This is a genomic window from Actinomadura sp. WMMB 499, assembly GCF_008824145.1.
Lineage (GTDB): Bacteria > Actinomycetota > Actinomycetes > Streptosporangiales > Streptosporangiaceae > Spirillospora.
The window spans coordinates 1,742,585-1,757,661 of sequence record NZ_CP044407.1 but is presented as its reverse complement, the minus strand read 5'-3'; the positions used below and the strand labels follow the sequence as shown (position 1 = coordinate 1,757,661).

Annotated in this window: 9 protein-coding genes and 1 pseudogene; 7 read left to right on the top strand and 3 right to left on the bottom strand. The window is 71.0% G+C overall.

The window, feature by feature from the left end; all coding sequences use genetic code 11:
* The gene (locus F7P10_RS07675; protein WP_151008715.1) at window positions 1–1,266 is read left to right on the top strand and encodes a class I SAM-dependent methyltransferase; all 1,266 of its coding nucleotides are present in this window, start codon (window positions 1–3) and stop codon (window positions 1,264–1,266) included.
* 174 nt (window positions 1,267–1,440) lie between these two features.
* Window positions 1,441–2,448, top strand: a complete 1,008-nt coding sequence (locus tag F7P10_RS07670; RefSeq protein WP_254716471.1) for an ATP-dependent DNA ligase — start codon at window positions 1,441–1,443, stop codon at window positions 2,446–2,448.
* Between the two features lie 9 nt (window positions 2,449–2,457).
* Here F7P10_RS07670 and F7P10_RS07665 read toward each other — a convergent pair whose 3' ends face one another.
* Window positions 2,458–3,399, bottom strand: coding sequence for an alpha/beta fold hydrolase (locus F7P10_RS07665; protein ID WP_254716470.1), 942 nt, complete (start codon window positions 3,397–3,399; stop codon window positions 2,458–2,460).
* 120 nt (window positions 3,400–3,519) lie between these two features.
* On the opposite strand from F7P10_RS07665, the gene F7P10_RS07660 reads away from it, so the two are divergent.
* Window positions 3,520–4,764: a cytochrome P450 gene (locus tag F7P10_RS07660; RefSeq protein WP_151008714.1), complete on the top strand. Its 1,245-nt coding sequence runs from the start codon at window positions 3,520–3,522 to the stop codon at window positions 4,762–4,764.
* 80 nt (window positions 4,765–4,844) lie between these two features.
* Here F7P10_RS07660 and F7P10_RS07655 read toward each other — a convergent pair whose 3' ends face one another.
* Window positions 4,845–6,389, bottom strand: coding sequence for a long-chain fatty acid--CoA ligase (locus F7P10_RS07655; protein ID WP_151008713.1), 1,545 nt, complete (start codon window positions 6,387–6,389; stop codon window positions 4,845–4,847).
* A gap of 302 nt (window positions 6,390–6,691) precedes the next feature.
* On the opposite strand from F7P10_RS07655, the gene F7P10_RS07650 reads away from it, so the two are divergent.
* Both F7P10_RS07650 and leuS read left to right on the top strand, forming a co-directional pair.
* Window positions 6,692–7,306, top strand: a complete 615-nt coding sequence (locus F7P10_RS07650) for a TerB family tellurite resistance protein (RefSeq protein ID WP_151008712.1) — start codon at window positions 6,692–6,694, stop codon at window positions 7,304–7,306.
* 217 nt (window positions 7,307–7,523) lie between these two features.
* A complete protein-coding gene (gene leuS, locus F7P10_RS07645) occupies window positions 7,524–9,992 on the top strand; it encodes a leucine--tRNA ligase (RefSeq protein WP_151008711.1) in 2,469 nt (822 codons plus the stop codon).
* A gap of 60 nt (window positions 9,993–10,052) precedes the next feature.
* On the opposite strand, the gene lexA is transcribed toward leuS, so the two are convergent.
* Window positions 10,053–10,736 carry a transcriptional repressor LexA gene (lexA, locus tag F7P10_RS07640; RefSeq protein ID WP_151008710.1) on the bottom strand — a complete coding sequence of 228 codons (684 nt, stop codon included), beginning with the start codon at window positions 10,734–10,736 and terminating at the stop codon, window positions 10,053–10,055.
* A gap of 893 nt (window positions 10,737–11,629) precedes the next feature.
* Here lexA and nrdR point away from each other — a divergent pair.
* Both nrdR and F7P10_RS07630 read left to right on the top strand, forming a co-directional pair.
* Entirely contained in the window at window positions 11,630–12,103 is a 474-nt protein-coding gene (gene nrdR / locus F7P10_RS07635; protein WP_151008709.1) for a transcriptional regulator NrdR, read from the top strand.
* 120 nt (window positions 12,104–12,223) lie between these two features.
* A pseudogene (locus tag F7P10_RS07630) lies at window positions 12,224–15,036 on the top strand (vitamin B12-dependent ribonucleotide reductase).
* The last annotated feature ends 41 nt before the right edge of the window (window positions 15,037–15,077 follow it).

Genomic DNA, 15,077 nt, shown 5'->3' with positions numbered 1-15,077 from the left:
ATGACGCTGGCCAGGGTCTTCGAGCAGCTAGCCGGGCCGCAGGCGCCAGTGGAGATCACGGCGTACGACGGCTCGCGGGCGGGGGCGCCCGGCGCCGACATCCGGGTGCACGTGCGTTCGCCGTACGCGGTGTCGTACCTGGTGCATTCGCCGGGGGCGCTCGGTCTGGCGCGCGCCTACGTGACCGGGATGCTCGACGTGCCCGGGGACATGATCACGGCACTGTCCACGATGCAGGCGCTGTTCGGCGAGGTGACGGGGCGGCAGAAGGCGGGGATCCTCGCCCAGGTGGCGCGCGACCCGCTGCTGCGGGGCGCGGTGAGCCGCCGGCTGGACCCGCCGCCGCAGGAGGCGCCGTTCAGCCGCATCCCGTCGTGGCTGCGGCACTCCAAGCGCCGCGACGCGCGGGCGATCTCGCACCACTACGACGTGTCGAACACCTTCTACGAGTGGGTGCTGGGCCCGTCGATGGCGTACACGTGCGCGTGCTACCCGAGGGAGGACGCGACGCTGGAGGAGGCGCAGTTCCACAAGCACGACCTGGTGGCCAGGAAGATCGGGCTGAAGCCGGGGATGCGGCTGCTGGACGTGGGCTGCGGCTGGGGCGGCATGGTGATGCACGCCGCGCAGGAGTACGGCGTGAAGGCGCTGGGCGTGACGCTGTCGAAGCAGCAGGCGGAGTGGGCGCAGAAGGCGATCGCCGACCGCGGCCTGTCCGACCTGGCGGAGGTGCGGCACCTGGACTACCGGGACGTCGCCGAGACCGGGTTCGACGCCGTCAGCTCGATCGGGCTCACCGAGCACATCGGCAAGGCGAACCTGCCGTCGTACTTCGCGTTCCTGTACGGGAAGCTGAAGCCCGGCGGGCGGATGCTGAACCACACGATCACGCGGCCCGACAACCTCGCTCCGCCGCGCAAGGAGAACGGCTTCATCAACCGGTACGTGTTCCCGGACGGTGAACTCGAGGGCCCGGGGCACATCCAGACGCAGATGAACGACGCCGGGTTCGAGATCCGGCACCAGGAGAACCTGCGGGAGCACTACGCCCGCACGCTCACCGGCTGGTGCCGCAACCTGGACGAGCACTGGGACGAGGCCGTCGCCGAGGTCGGCGAGGGCACCGCCCGGGTCTGGCGCGTCTACATGGCCGGGTGCGTGCTCGGCTTCGAACAGAACTGGATCCAGCTGCACCAGACGCTCGGGGTGAAGCTGGACGAGACGGGGAACGGCCACATGCCGCTGCGTCCCGATTGGGGTGTGTGACCGGCTGCAGCTCCCGCAGCACCGACGACGAGCCGACCGGGCGACCGGCCGGCTCGTCCCGTTTCCGGGCGGGCCGGGTCTAAACCCGGTCAACATTCCCCGCGCCGATATCCCCGCAGGTCGAACGGGGTAGGCGGGGGATCAGGATCGTCGAGCCCGGGGGGACGCGAGGACATGCACATCCGGTCCCCGGTGAAGCCGATGCTGGCGGCGGCGGTCGAGCGGCTGCCGGCACCGGGGGCGTGCCCGGGCGGGTGCCGGTACGAGCCGAAGTTCGACGGGTTCCGCGCGATCGCGATCGTGGACGAGGCGGGCGCGGTGCTGCTCGCGTCCCGCCGCGGGATCCGGTTCAACGAGGCGTTCCCCGAGGTCGTCGCGGCCGTCGCGGAGCTCGTGCCGTCCGCGACCGTGCTGGACGGCGAGATCGTCCGGTGGGGCGCGGACGGGCGGCTGGACTTCGGCGCGCTGCAGCGGCGGCACGTCGCCGGGCGCCGCCGCCCGGACCTGGCGCGGGCCGAACCGTGCCACTACGTGGCGTTCGACGTGCTGGAGAGCGGCGGCACGGACCTGCGGCCGCGCCCGCTGCGCGAGCGCCGGGCGATCCTGGAGCGCCTGCTCGGGGACGGTCCGCCCACCGCGCGGGTGGTGGCGTCGCCGCAGACGGCGGACGTCGCGGAGGCGCGCCTGTGGTTCGACGCGCTCGCCGCGCAGGGCATCGAGGGGCTGGTCGTCAAGGACGCCGACGGCGCGTACCTGGCGGGGCGGCGCCGCTGGCAGAAGGTGAAGCGGCGGACGACGGCGGAGGGGATCGTCGGCGGGGTGACCGGCACCCGGCAGGCGCCGGAGTCGCTGATCCTGGGCCGGTTCGACGCGGACGGCCGGTTGCGGGTGGTCGCGCGGACGACGCCGCTGCCGCCCGCCGCGCGCACCGAGCTGGCCGCGGTGCTGCGGCCGGGGGCGCCCGACCATCCGTGGCCGGCCGAGCTCCCGGGCGGCTTCGCGGGCGGCCCGTACGGTGCGCACCCGCCGATCCGGTACGTCCGGACCGAGCCGGAGACGGTCGTGGAGTTCAGCGCGGACGCGGCCGTGGAGCACGGACGCTGGCGGCACGCCGTCCGGTACGTCCGGATGCGGGCGGAACTGGAGTCGTCGGACGTGCCGCCGTTCGGCACCCCGTACTGACCGGCCGCCTCAGGCGGCGAGCCAGTCGAGGATCAGCCGGTTCACCTCCACGGGCCGGTCCCGCAGCAGGAAGTGCCCCGCGTCGGGGACGAGCCGCGCCGCCGACCCGTCCGGCAGCGCGGCGACGATCGGCGCGAGGTCGCCGCCGGGCGCGACGACGTCCGCCCCCATGCAGCCGTCCTGCTCGCCGTGCAGGTAGAGGACGGGACGGACGCCGCGCGCGTCCGCCGCCTCCTGTTCGGCGGCGTAGCGTTCGACGTGCCGCGACGGGTCGAGCATCGCGCGGTAGTAGCCGAGCGCGGCGGTGATGTTGGCGGGCGCGGCGAGGCACTCCATGACGCGGTCGACCTCCTCGGCGGGGTCGGGGGCGCCGGGCGGAGACCAGTCGCGCCACAGGCCGTCGACGAACTGGCGGTTCAGCACCGTCTCGGCGAGCGCGGTCTGGAACACGAACACGTAGAAGGAGCGCTTGAGCTGCCCGTAGGCGAAGAACGAGCTCACCAGCACCTCGATGGGCGGGACGGCCATCGCGACGGCCTTGCGCCACCGGTCGGGCGCCAGGCTCGCCGCCCCGTAGGTCGCGGCCGCGCCCCAGTCGTGGCCGATGACGACGGCGTCGGGTCCGCCGCCGAGGGCCTCGTGCAGCGCGACGGCGTCCGCGGCCAGGGCACCGGTCTGGTAGGCACCGTCGGCGGGGACGGACGTGGGCGCGTAGCCGCGCATGAAGGGGGCGACGGCGCGGTACCCGGCGGCGGCCAGCTCGGGCAGCAGCGGGCGCCACGTGTGCGGTGTGTCGGGGAATCCGTGCAGGCAGAGCGCCAGGGGCCCGTCCGGCGGGCCGGCCGCCAGGTAGCCGAACGTCAGCCCGTTCGCGTCGATCGTCCCGTCGGTGATGTCGGTGAAGTCGCCCATCTGCCTCTCCGCCTCCTCGTCGCGTCGCCACCCTTTCATCACGGGCGTCCACGGCGATGTGACCCGGCTCACGTATTGCCGTTCGGCCTCCCGTGCCGCACTTTACTTTGAGAGGGTACATGTAAACCGAATCGGGTTCGGATTATGAGGTGAGGACACGTGCTCAAGGTCGAGGACATCAACCTGACGGACTGGGACTTCTGGCGCCGTCCCCACGACTACCGCCACGAGGCGTTCAAGGCCCTGCGATGGCACTCCGACCTGGTCCGCTACGACGAGCCCGAGGTCGTCATCGTCGAGCAGGGGCCCGGCTACTACGCGCTGACCCGGCACGCCGACGTCGTCGAGGCGTCCCGCCGGCCGCAGGACTTCTGCTCCGGGCGCGGCACGATCAGCATCCCCGACATGCCCGGCGACCTGCACGAGTACTTTGGATCCATGATCAACATGGACGATCCGCGGCACGCCAAGATCCGCCGGATCGTGTCCCGGGCGTTCTCCCCGCGCATGATCCAGCGATTCGAGGACAGGGTCGAGGCGGTCGCCGCAGAGCTCGTCGAGGGCATCGCCGCGGGCCACGGCACCGGCGACTTCGTCCAGGACGTCGCCGCCCGCCTCCCCTTGAAGATCATCTGCGACATGATGGGGATCGGGGAGGAGCACTACGGCACCGTCCTGGACGCCACCAACGTCATCCTCGCCGGCAACGACGCGGAGTTCCTGCCCACCGGCAGCGCCGAGGAGATGGCGATGGCGCTGCTCGGCGCCGGTGAGAGCCTCAAGGGCCTGGTGGAGGACCTCGGACGCCGCCGCCGCGCGGAGCCCACCGACGACCTGACGTCCGCGCTCGTCAACGCGAACATCGACGGGGAGTCCCTCACCGACCAGGAACTCGGCTCGTTCTTCATCCTGCTCGTCGTCGCGGGCAACGAGACGACCCGCAACGCGATCGCGCACGGCCTCGACCTGTTCACCCGCCACCCCGACCAGCGGGCCCTGCTGGCCGAGGACTTCGACGCCCGCGCGCCCGGCGCCGTCGAGGAGATCATCCGGTACGTGTCGCCGGTGATCTGGATGCGCCGCACCGCGACCCGCGACACGACGCTGAACGAGCACGAGATCAAGGAAGGCGACAAGCTCGTCCTGTACTACTGGTCCGCGAACCGGGACGAGTCGGTCTTCACCGACCCGGAGAAGTTCGACATCCTCCGCGACCCCAACCCGCACGTCGGGTTCGGCGGCCCCGGACCGCACTTCTGCCTGGGCGCCCACCTCGCCCGCCGCGAGATCACCGTGATGTTCCGCGAGCTGCTGCGCCGCGTCCCCGACATCCGCGCCGGGGAGCCCGAGCGGCTGGAGTCGAACTTCATCAACGGGATCAAGCGCCTGCCGTACACCTTCTGAACGCGCACGTCCGGACGAGCGGGCGCCGGACGCGCGAACGGGCCCCGGCCGCCGGCCGGGGCCCGTGGAACGCGATCGGGTCAGCGCAGCTCGCGCTTGAGGATCTTGCCCGTCGCGGTCATCGGCAGCTCGTCGCGGAACTCGACGATCCGCGGGTACTTGTAGTTGGCGAACTGCTCCTTGCCCCACGCGACCAGCTCGTCCTCGGTGACCGTGGCGTCCGGGGTGCGGATCACGTACGCCTTGATCTCCTCGCCGTGGCTGTCGTGCGGGACGCCCACGACGGCGGCCAGCGACACCCCCGGGTGGGTCATCAGGACCTCTTCCAGCTCCCGCGGGTACACGTTGTAGCCGCCCCGGATGATCATGTCCTTGGAGCGGTCGATGATGAAGTAGTAGCCCTCCTCGTCGCGGCGGGCCACGTCGCCCGTGCGGAACCAGCCGTCGCGGATCGCCGCCTCGGTCGCCTCGGGGCGCTTGTAGTAGCCCTTCATGATGTTGTGGCCGCGGATCGCGATCTCGCCGGGGCCCTCGCCCTCGACGTCCTTCCAGTCGTCGTCGATCAGCTTCATCTCGACGCCCCACACCGGCAGGCCGATCGAGCCGGGCTTGGTCGGACGGTCGGGGCGGTTGAACGACGCGACCGGCGAGGTCTCCGACAGGCCGTAGCCCTCGAGCACGTCCGTGTCGAACTTCTGCTTGATCCCCTTGAGGACCTCCATCTGCAGCGCCGAGCCGCCGGACGCCGCGACCTTCAGGTTCTCCTTGATCGTCGCGACGTCCTCGGCGGAGGTGTCGTCGGTCAGCAGGCCCCAGTACATCGTCGGGACGCCCGCGAAGATCGTCACCTTCTCGCGGACCATCAGCGCGACGGCCTCCTTGGCGTCGAACCGCGCCTGCATCACCAGCGTCCCGCGCCGGAAGAAGCCGACGTTCATGACGCAGGTCTGCCCGAAGATGTGGAACAGCGGGAGCGACACCAGCGCGACGTCGTGCGGCGTCTTGGCGAACAGGGTGTCGTCCACCATCGCGTTCATCAGCAGGTTGCCGTGCGACAGCTCGGCCCCCTTGGGCTGCCCGGTCGTCCCGCTCGTGTAGATGATCACCGCGGTGTCGGTGGCCTCGGTCTGCTGCGGCTCGAACGTGCCCGGCTGCCCCGCGAGCGCCGCCCAGAACAGCTCGGCCCCCTCGATCGGCGACTCGGTCGCCGCCGGGTTCGCCGGGAGCAGGAAGAAGTGCTCGCAGGCGTCGGCTTCCTGGAAGCCGGCGTGCCCCATCTCGCCGAGCGGCAGTTCGGGCGTGCCCTCGAAGCAGAAGAACGCCTTCGCGTCGGAGTCGCCCAGGTGGTAGGCGATCTCGCGCGGCTTGAGCAGGACGTTCAGCGGCACGACGACCGCGCCGGCCTTGAGCGCCCCGAAGTAGACCATCGGGAAGTACGGCAGGTTGGGGCTGGACAGCGCCACCTTGTCGCCCGGTCCGATGCCGCGCGACCGCAGCAGGTTCGCGACCTGGTTCGCGACCGAGTCGAGGAAGGAGTACGACAGCCGCAGGTCGCCGAACACGACGGCGTCGCGGTCCGGCGTCTCGCGGGCGGCGTCCTCCAGCAGCACGGACAGGTTGAGCATGGCACTCCTCGCGCGGATACGGGTGACCGGCCGGTTGTTACCGACGAGTCTACGAATCGTTCCGCTCATCCTGCTGTATCCGCACGGGTCCGCGCCATGCCGCGACGCCCTTTTTGACGTGCCGTTTTGCGCCGACCGCCCGGGTGCGGGGGCGCGCGTGACGGGAGGGACACGGAGGGTCCCGGACCTCCCGCGGGCGCCTCGCCCGCCGGCGCGTGCCGCTCGCCCGCGGGCGGTGCGCCGCCGCGCGCCGGCGTCCCGTCCCGGTTACGATGACCGTTCCGGGAAAAGGGGGCATTGTCGTGATCATTTTCGGCTGGCGCGTGGTGTTCTTCACCTTGGGCAAGGGGGTCTTCCACTGCCCGCAGTGCGGCGGCGACCGCGATTACCGGCGGCGGCAGGGCCGCAACTTCTTCACGCTGTTCTTCATCCCGGTCCTGCCCCTCAACAAGACCGGCGGCGAGATCGTCGAGTGCGACACCTGCCGGGGCCGCTGGACGACCGGCGTCCTGCAGGTCCCGACGACGGCGCAGCTCGCGCACATGCCCGCGATGCTCCTGCGCATGGCGGTCGCCCAGGTGCTGCGCTCGGGCGACTACACCCACGCGCCGGCCCGCTCCCGCGCCGTCGCCGTCGTCCGCCAGGCCGGCGAGACCGGCTACGACGAGGGCGCGCTGAACGCCGACCTCGGACGCCCGTTCGACGAGGTCCGCGCCGAGATGGGGCGCGCGTCCTCCGCGCTGGCCCCCGAGGCTCGGGAGAGCATCCTGCGCGCCGCCGCCGAGATCGCCCTCATGGACGGCCCGCTCAGCGTCTCCGAGCAGGACACCCTGAGCGCCGTCGGCGCCGACCTCGAACTGACCCGCGTCCAGGTCACCGGTGTCGTCTCCCTCGCCCGCCAGGCGTCCGGCCACTGAACCCGCGCGTTCCCGGGGGCACCGGCCGCGACGTCCCCGGGCGGCGGGGGTTGCGGTTGCGCTACCCTTGCTGTATGCATGCCAGGCTGCTCCTTGAACGGCCACGCTGACGAGCGAAGTCAGCGTGGCGGCCCCTCCTGAGCGAGGGGCCGTTTCATTTCGGCGGACGGTCTGGCCCCTTCGCCGGGACTCGCCAGGAACGGAAGAGAGAGAAAGCGTGAGCAGCGACGAGCAGTACGATCCGCGGGCGGTTCAGGACAAGTGGCAGGCCCGCTGGGCGGAGCTCGACCCGTTCAAGGCCGCCGAGCCGGGCGATGGCCGGGAGCGGCGCTACGCGCTGGACATGTTCCCCTACCCCAGCGGTGACCTGCACATGGGCCACGCGGAGGCGTTCGCGATCGGCGACGTCCCCGCCCGCTACTGGCTCCAGCGCGGCTACAACGTGCTGCACCCCATCGGCTGGGACTCCTTCGGCCTGCCCGCCGAGAACGCCGCGATCAAGCGCGACTCCCACCCGGCCGAATGGACGTACGCCAACATCGACACCCAGGCGGCGTCGTTCGAGCGGTACGCGCCGTCCTTCGACTGGTCGCGGCGGCTGCACACCTCCGACCCCGAGTACTACAAGTGGACGCAGTGGCTGTTCCTGCGCTTCTACGAGCGGGGCCTGGCCTACCGCAAGGGCGGCCACGTCAACTGGTGCCCGAAGGACCAGACCGTCCTGGCGAACGAGCAGGTCGTCGGGGGGCATTGCGAGCGGTGCGGCACCCTGGTCGAGAAGCGCGTGCTGACCCAGTGGTATTTCAAGATCACCGAGTACGCGGACCGGCTGCTGGCGGACATGGAGCAGCTGGAGGGCAAGTGGCCCGAGCGGGTCCTGCTGATGCAGCGCAACTGGATCGGCCGCTCCACCGGCGCCGACGTCGACTTCGTCATCGAGGGCCGGGACGAGCCCGTCACCGTCTACACGACCCGTCCCGACACCCTGTACGGCGCGACGTTCATGGTCGTGGCCGCCGACGCCGCGCTGGCCGAGGAGATCTGCGCCCCCGACCGGCGCGCCGAGTTCGAGGCGTACCGGGACGAGGTCTCCCGGGAGAGCGAGATCGAGCGGCTGTCCACCGAGCGGGAGAAGACGGGCGTCTTCCTGGGCCGCTACGCGATCAACCCGGTGAACGGCGAGCGGCTGCCGGTCTGGGCGTCCGACTACGTGCTGGCCGAGTACGGGCACGGCGCGATCATGGCCGTCCCGGCGCACGACCAGCGCGACCTGGACTTCGCGCTGAAGTTCGGGCTGCCGGTCCGCGTCGTCGTCGAGACCGGCCAGGCCGACCCCGCCGAGACGGGCGTCGCCACGCCCGGCGAGGGCCGGCTGGTCAACTCCGGTCCGATCGACGGGCTGGCCAAGGCGGACGGCATCGACCGCATCATCGAGATCATGCGGGAGCGCGGTACCGGCCGGGCGTCGGTGAACTTCCGGCTGCGCGACTGGCTGGTGTCCCGGCAGCGGTTCTGGGGCTGCCCGATCCCGATCGTGCACTGCGACGCGTGCGGTGAGGTCCCGGTGCCGGACGAGCAGCTGCCGGTGCGGCTGCCCGACGGGCTGCGCGGCGCCGACCTGGCCCCCAAGGGCACCTCGCCGCTGGCCGCCGCGGCCGACTGGGTGAACACCGAGTGCCCCAAGTGCGGCGGCGCCGCCAAGCGCGACACCGACACGATGGACACGTTCGTCGACTCGTCCTGGTACTACTTCCGGTACTGCTCGCCGGGCTACGAGGGCGGCCCCTTCGACGTCGAGCAGGTTCGCCGGTGGATGCCGGTCGACCAGTACACCGGCGGTGTCGAGCACGCGATCCTGCACCTGCTGTACAGCCGGTTCTTCACCAAGGTCCTGTACGACATGGGCATGGTCGACTTCACCGAGCCGTTCACCCGGCTGCTGAACCAGGGCCAGGTGATCCTGAACGGCAAGGCGATGTCGAAGACGACGGGCAACCTGGTCGACCTGGGGCAGCAGATCGACGAGTTCGGCGTGGACGTCGTCCGGCTGGCGATGCTGTTCTCCGGCCCGCCCGAGGACGACATCGACTGGGCGGACGTGTCCCCGCACGGCATGTCGAAGTTCCTGTCGCGGGTGCACCGCATCGCGAGCGAGGTCGCGTCCGAGCCCGGCACCGACGCCGCGTCCGGCGACACCGCGCTGCGCCGCGCGACCGCCCGCACCGTGGACGAGGTCACCGGGCTGGTCGAGTCGCAGCGGTTCAACGTCGCGATCGCGCGGGTGATGGAGCTGGTGACCGCGGCGCGCAAGGCGATCGACTCCGGTCCCGGCGCCGCCGACCCGGCCGTCCGCGAGGCCGCCGAGACGATCTCCGTGCTGCTGTCGCTGTTCGCGCCCTACACCGCCGAGGAGGCGTGGTCGCGGCTGGGCCGCACCGCCCCGGTGATCGGCGCGGGCTGGCCGTCCGCCGATCCGGCCCTGCTGGTCGAGGAGTCGGTCACCTGCGTGGTCCAGGTCGCGGGCAAGGTCCGGGACCGGCTGGAGGTGTCCCCGGGCATCGGCGGCGACGAGCTGGAGAAGCTGGCGCTGGCCTCGCCGAAGATCCAGGACGCGCTGGGCGGCGCGGACGTCGCGAAGGTGATCGTGCGCGCGCCGAAGATCGTGAACATCGTGCCGAAGCGCTGACGAGGCCGCGGAACGCGGAACGGCCGCCGGGGCGCGCCCCGGCGGCCGTTCCGCGTTCGCTCACATCTTGCGCAGGACCGCCACGACCCGGCCGAGGACGGACGCCTCGTCGCCGGGGATCGGCTCGTACGCGGGGTTCTGCGGCATCAGCCAGATGTGGCCGTCGCGCCGCTTGAAGGTCTTCACCGTGGCCTCGCCGTCGATCATCGCCGCGACGATGTCGCCCTGCTCGGCGACCGGCTGCTGGCGGACGACGACCCAGTCGCCGTCGGCGATCGCGGCGTCGATCATCGAGTCACCGGTGACCTTCAGCAGGAAGTGCGTTCCCTCGCCGACGAGCTGCTTGGGCAGCGTGAAGACGTCCTCGACGGCCTCCTCGGCCAGGATCGGGCCACCGGCGGCGATCCGGCCGACGAGCGGCACGTACGCGGGCGCCTGCCGTGTCGCCGTCCCGTCGGCGGGCTCCGGCTCGGTCTGGACGGGCGTCGTCCCCGGCACCCGCACCTCGACCGCGCGCGGCCGGTTCGGGTCGCGGCGCAGGTAGCCCTTGCGCTGCAGGGTGCGGAGCTGGTGCGACACGCTCGACGTGCTGGTCAGGCCGACCGCCTCGCCGATCTCGCGCATGGAGGGCGGATAGCCGCGGCGCTGCACCGAGTCGCGGATCACCTCGAGCACCATGCGCTGCCGCTGTGTCAGCCCGGACTCGTCCATCGGCCCGTCGGGCAGCTCCCGGACCTTGCTCATCGCTCGCCTCCCGGGCGCCTCGATCTCGATCACTCCTGGTCATGCACGTTATCGCGGTTCGGCGCCTCGATCAAACAATTGTTCGAAGTGCTCCAGTGTTTTCTTGGAGGCATCCACAGAACATCGTACAGGCGTTCGATCGGATTTTCTCGCACCGGGGTCGGAGATGGTCGCTTCGCGCGATACGCACCGCGCGGTTTGCCCGCCCGAACTCATTGCGCAAGGCCGTCCCGCGCCGCTCGCTCGGGTGGTCTTCGCCCGCGCTCAGTGCCCCGCGCGCGGGGCGGGTGCGACCGGTTCGATGAGTTGAACGACATATGCGCTATGTCGGACGCATGGTGCCGGGAGAAGTCGTCCGAGCCGTCCTGCGGCCCATCGAGGGCGGAGGTATTCGCCGGCACCGGAGGGCGGATTCTTCTTCGGGTCGCGCGAGCCGGGCGCGACCCCCGGACTCGCGCGGAATCGCCGCGATCGGATCCGTGCGGCATTCCCTGCCGCCCGCCGCCCGCCGCCCGCCGCCCGCCGCCGGATGGCCGCCTGCCGACGCGTCGGACGACCGAGGGGCGAGGTGTCCCGGACCCTGGCGTCCGGCGCGGGCCGGACGTGCGTCCGGTCCGGCGCGCCCGGTCCCCGGGGGCCTGAACGATCTGAGCGGCGCGAGGGCGGGGCGCGACACGCCGACGGGGTGGATCGGTGTGCATCGGTGCGTCCGGTGCCCACCGGTGCGTCCGTCGCCCGAGTGACTCGGGAGACAGTCGAGCAGGTTGCGTTGGCGTCTGCAGACCCGTACGGTTGACCACAACATCTAGTAGTTACATCGATGGAATTAGCTACAACTTGTGTTATGGTGCGGTTCCGTCGATGGCATCGCAATTCGTCGGGGAGGGGGAGACGTGCACTGCCCGTTCTGCCGGAACCCCGACACCAAAGTGATCGACAGCCGTTCCACCGACGACGGGGGCGCCATTCGACGGCGCCGCTCGTGCGCCGAATGCGGCCGCCGATTCACCACCCAGGAGAATGTGCTCGTGATGGTCGCGAAGCGGAGCGGCGTCACCGAGCCCTTCTCCCGAGACAAGATCATCGCCGGGGTGCGCAGGGCCTGCCAGGGCCGCCCGGTCGACGAGGACGCGCTCGCGAAGCTCGGCCAGCGGGTCGAGGAGGACATCCGGTCTTCGGGATCGGCGGAGATCTCCTCGCACGAGATCGGCCTCGCGATCCTGGGGCCGCTCGGTGAACTCGACGAGGTCGCCTATCTGCGGTTCGCCTCCGTGTACCGGAGCTTCGAATCGCTCGAGGACTTCGCCCAGGAGATCGAGACACTGCGGAATGCCGGTTCCTCGGGGGAGCCCGGCCCGTCCCGTTAGGGGACGGCGGAAACACACAAGCATCGAACGTGAAGAAGCCACCGCGCCGGGCATGCCCCGCGCGGCGGCGTGGTTGTTCCTGGACAGGGCCCGGCGGGAGGGCCCGATAGGGGGAAGGTCATGACGGAGACGGTGAGCGGCTCGGCGGCACGGCGCGGCAAGGCGGCGCGCAAGGGCCTGAAGGTCCAGCGGATCTTCACCCGGCCCGGCGTGCATCCGTACGACGAGCTGACCTGGGAACGCCGTGACGTCGTCATGACCAACTGGCGCGACGGGTCGGTGAACTTCGAGCAGCGCGGCGTCGAGTTCCCCGACTTCTGGTCGCTGAACGCGGTCAACATCGTCACGTCCAAGTACTTCCGGGGCGCGGTCGGCACGCCGCAGCGCGAGTGGAGCCTCAAGCAGCTCGTCGACCGCGTCGTGAGCATGTACACGAAGACGGCCCTGGAGAACGGCTACTTCGCGTCGGACGAGGACGCCGAGATCTTCGACCACGAGCTGAAGCACGCGCTGGTGCACCAGATGTTCAGCTTCAACTCACCGGTCTGGTTCAACGTCGGCACGAAGTCCCCGCAGCAGGTGTCGGCGTGCTTCATCCTGTCGGTGGACGACACGATGGAGTCGATCCTCGACTGGTACAAGGAAGAGGGCGTCATTTTCAAGGGCGGCTCCGGCGCCGGCCTGAACCTCTCCCGCATCCGGTCGAGCCGCGAACTGCTGTCGTCCGGCGGCACCGCCAGCGGCCCCGTCTCCTTCATGCGCGGCGCGGACGCCTCCGCCGGGACGATCAAGTCCGGCGGGGCCACGCGGCGCGCCGCGAAGATGGTCGTGCTCGACGTCGACCACCCCGACATCGAGGAGTTCATCGAGACCAAGGCGCGCGAGGAGGACAAGATCCGCGCGCTGCGGGACGCCGGGTTCGACATGGACCTCGGCGGCAAGGACATCGGCAGCGTCCAGTACCAGAACGCGAACAACTCGGTCCGGGTGTCGGACGAGTTCATGAACGCCGTCGAGTCGGACGGCGAGTTCGGGCTGCGCGCGCGGATGAACGGCGAGGTCGTCGAGAAGATCCGGGCCAAGGACCTGTTCCGGCAGATGGCGCAGGCCGCGTGGGAGTGCGCCGACCCGGGGATCCAGTACGACGACACGATCAACGACTGGCACACCAACCCGAGACGGGCCGCATCACCGCGTCGAACCCCTGCAGTGAGTACATGTCGCTCGACAACTCGTCCTGCAACCTGGCGAGCATCAACCTGCTGAAGTTCCTCGGCGAGGACGGGACGTTCGACGTCGCGGGGTTCGTGAAGCTCACCGAGCTGGTGATCACGGCGATGGACGCGTCCATCACGTTCGCCGACTTCCCGACCGCGAAGATCGCCGAGACGACGCGGGACTACCGGCAGCTCGGCATCGGCTACGCCAACCTCGGCGCGCTGCTGATGGCGACCGGGCACGCCTACGACTCCGAGGGCGGCCGTGCCCTCGCCGCCGCGATCACCTCGCTGATGACGGGCGTCGCCTACCGCCGGTCCGCGGAGATCGCGGGCGTCGTCGGCCCCTACGCCGGGTACGCGCGCAACGCCGAGGGCCACAAGCGGGTCATGCGCAAGCACGCCGCCGCGAACGACGCGGTCCGCACGCTCCACGAGATGGACAAGACCGTCCTGGCGGCCGCCGCCAAGCAGTGGGCGGACTGCCTCAAGCTCGGGGAGAAGCACGGCTACCGCAACGCGCAGGCGTCGCTGCTGGCACCGACCGGGACCATCGGGCTGATGATGGACTGCGACACCACCGGCATCGAGCCCGACCTCGCGCTGGTGAAGTTCAAGAAGCTCGTCGGCGGCGGTTCCATGCAGATCGTCAACCACACGGTGCCGCGCGCCCTGGAGCAGCTCGGCTACCAGCAGGAGCGGGTCGAGGCGATCGTCGAGTACATCGCCGAGCACGGCCACGTCGTGGACGCCCCGGGGCTGCGCCCCGAGCACTACGAGGTGTTCGACTGCGCGATGGGCGAGCGCGCGATCAGCCCGATGGGGCACGTCCGGATGATGGCGGCGACGCAGCCGTTCCTGTCCGGCGCGATCTCCAAGACGGTCAACATGCCCGAGAAGGCGTCCGTCGAGGACATCGAGAAGGTGTACTTCGAGGGCTGGCGGCTCGGCCTGAAGGCCCTGGCGATCTACCGGGACAACTGCAAGGTCGGCCAGCCGCTGTCGGTCGCCGGGAAGAAGGAGAAGGCGGCGGTCGCCGAGGCGCCCGCCGAGGTCCGGCCGGTCCGCAAGCGGCTGCCCAAGCAGCGGCCCGCGACCGTCACCCGCTTCTCCGTCGCGGGCGCCGAGGGCTACATGACCGCCTCGTCCTACCCGGACGACGGTGTCGGCGAGGTGTTCCTCAAGCTCGGCAAGCAGGGCTCCACGCTCGCCGGCGTCATGGACGCCTTCTCCATGGCGATCTCGATCAGCCTCCAGTACGGGGTGCCGCTGGAGACGTGGGTGGAGAAGTTCACCAACATGCGGTTCGAACCGGCGGGCATGACCGACGACCCGGACATCCGCATGGCGACGTCGGTGATGGACTACATCTTCCGCCGCCTGGCGCTCGACCACCTGCCGTTCGACGAGCGCGCGGGCCTCGGCATCCTGACCGCCGAGGAGCGCGCCCTGCAGGCGAGCGGCGAGGACCCGGCGTCCCTGCACGAGGACGAGCTGCGGCACGACAGCCTCGCCCAGACCGCGGAGATCGCGCGGCCCGCCGCGGCGGCGGCCCCCGCGGCGGCGAACGGCACCGGCTCGTCGGTCGAGGCGATCGAGAGCCGCCAGGGCCGGACCCAGGACGCGCCGCTCTGCCTGACCTGCGGCACGAAGATGCGTCCCGCCGGGAGCTGCTACGTCTGCGAGGGCTGCGGCTCCACCAGCGGCTGCAGCTGAGCACGGTGACGGGGCGGGTGCCGGCGGACGCCGGCACCCGC

Bases quoted from the DNA above. Each gene is read 5' to 3' on its own strand.
- F7P10_RS07665 (WP_254716470.1), bottom strand. From the start codon at position 3,399: ATGAAAGGGTGGCGACGCGACGAGGAGGCGGAGAGGCAGATGGGCGAC.
- F7P10_RS07675 (WP_151008715.1), top strand. From the start codon at position 1: ATGACGCTGGCCAGGGTCTTCGAGCAGCTAGCCGGGCCGCAGGCGCCA.
- F7P10_RS07655 (WP_151008713.1), bottom strand. From the start codon at position 6,389: ATGCTCAACCTGTCCGTGCTGCTGGAGGACGCCGCCCGCGAGACGCCG.
- lexA (WP_151008710.1), bottom strand. From the start codon at position 10,736: ATGAGCAAGGTCCGGGAGCTGCCCGACGGGCCGATGGACGAGTCCGGG.
- F7P10_RS07670 (WP_254716471.1), top strand. From the start codon at position 1,441: ATGCACATCCGGTCCCCGGTGAAGCCGATGCTGGCGGCGGCGGTCGAG.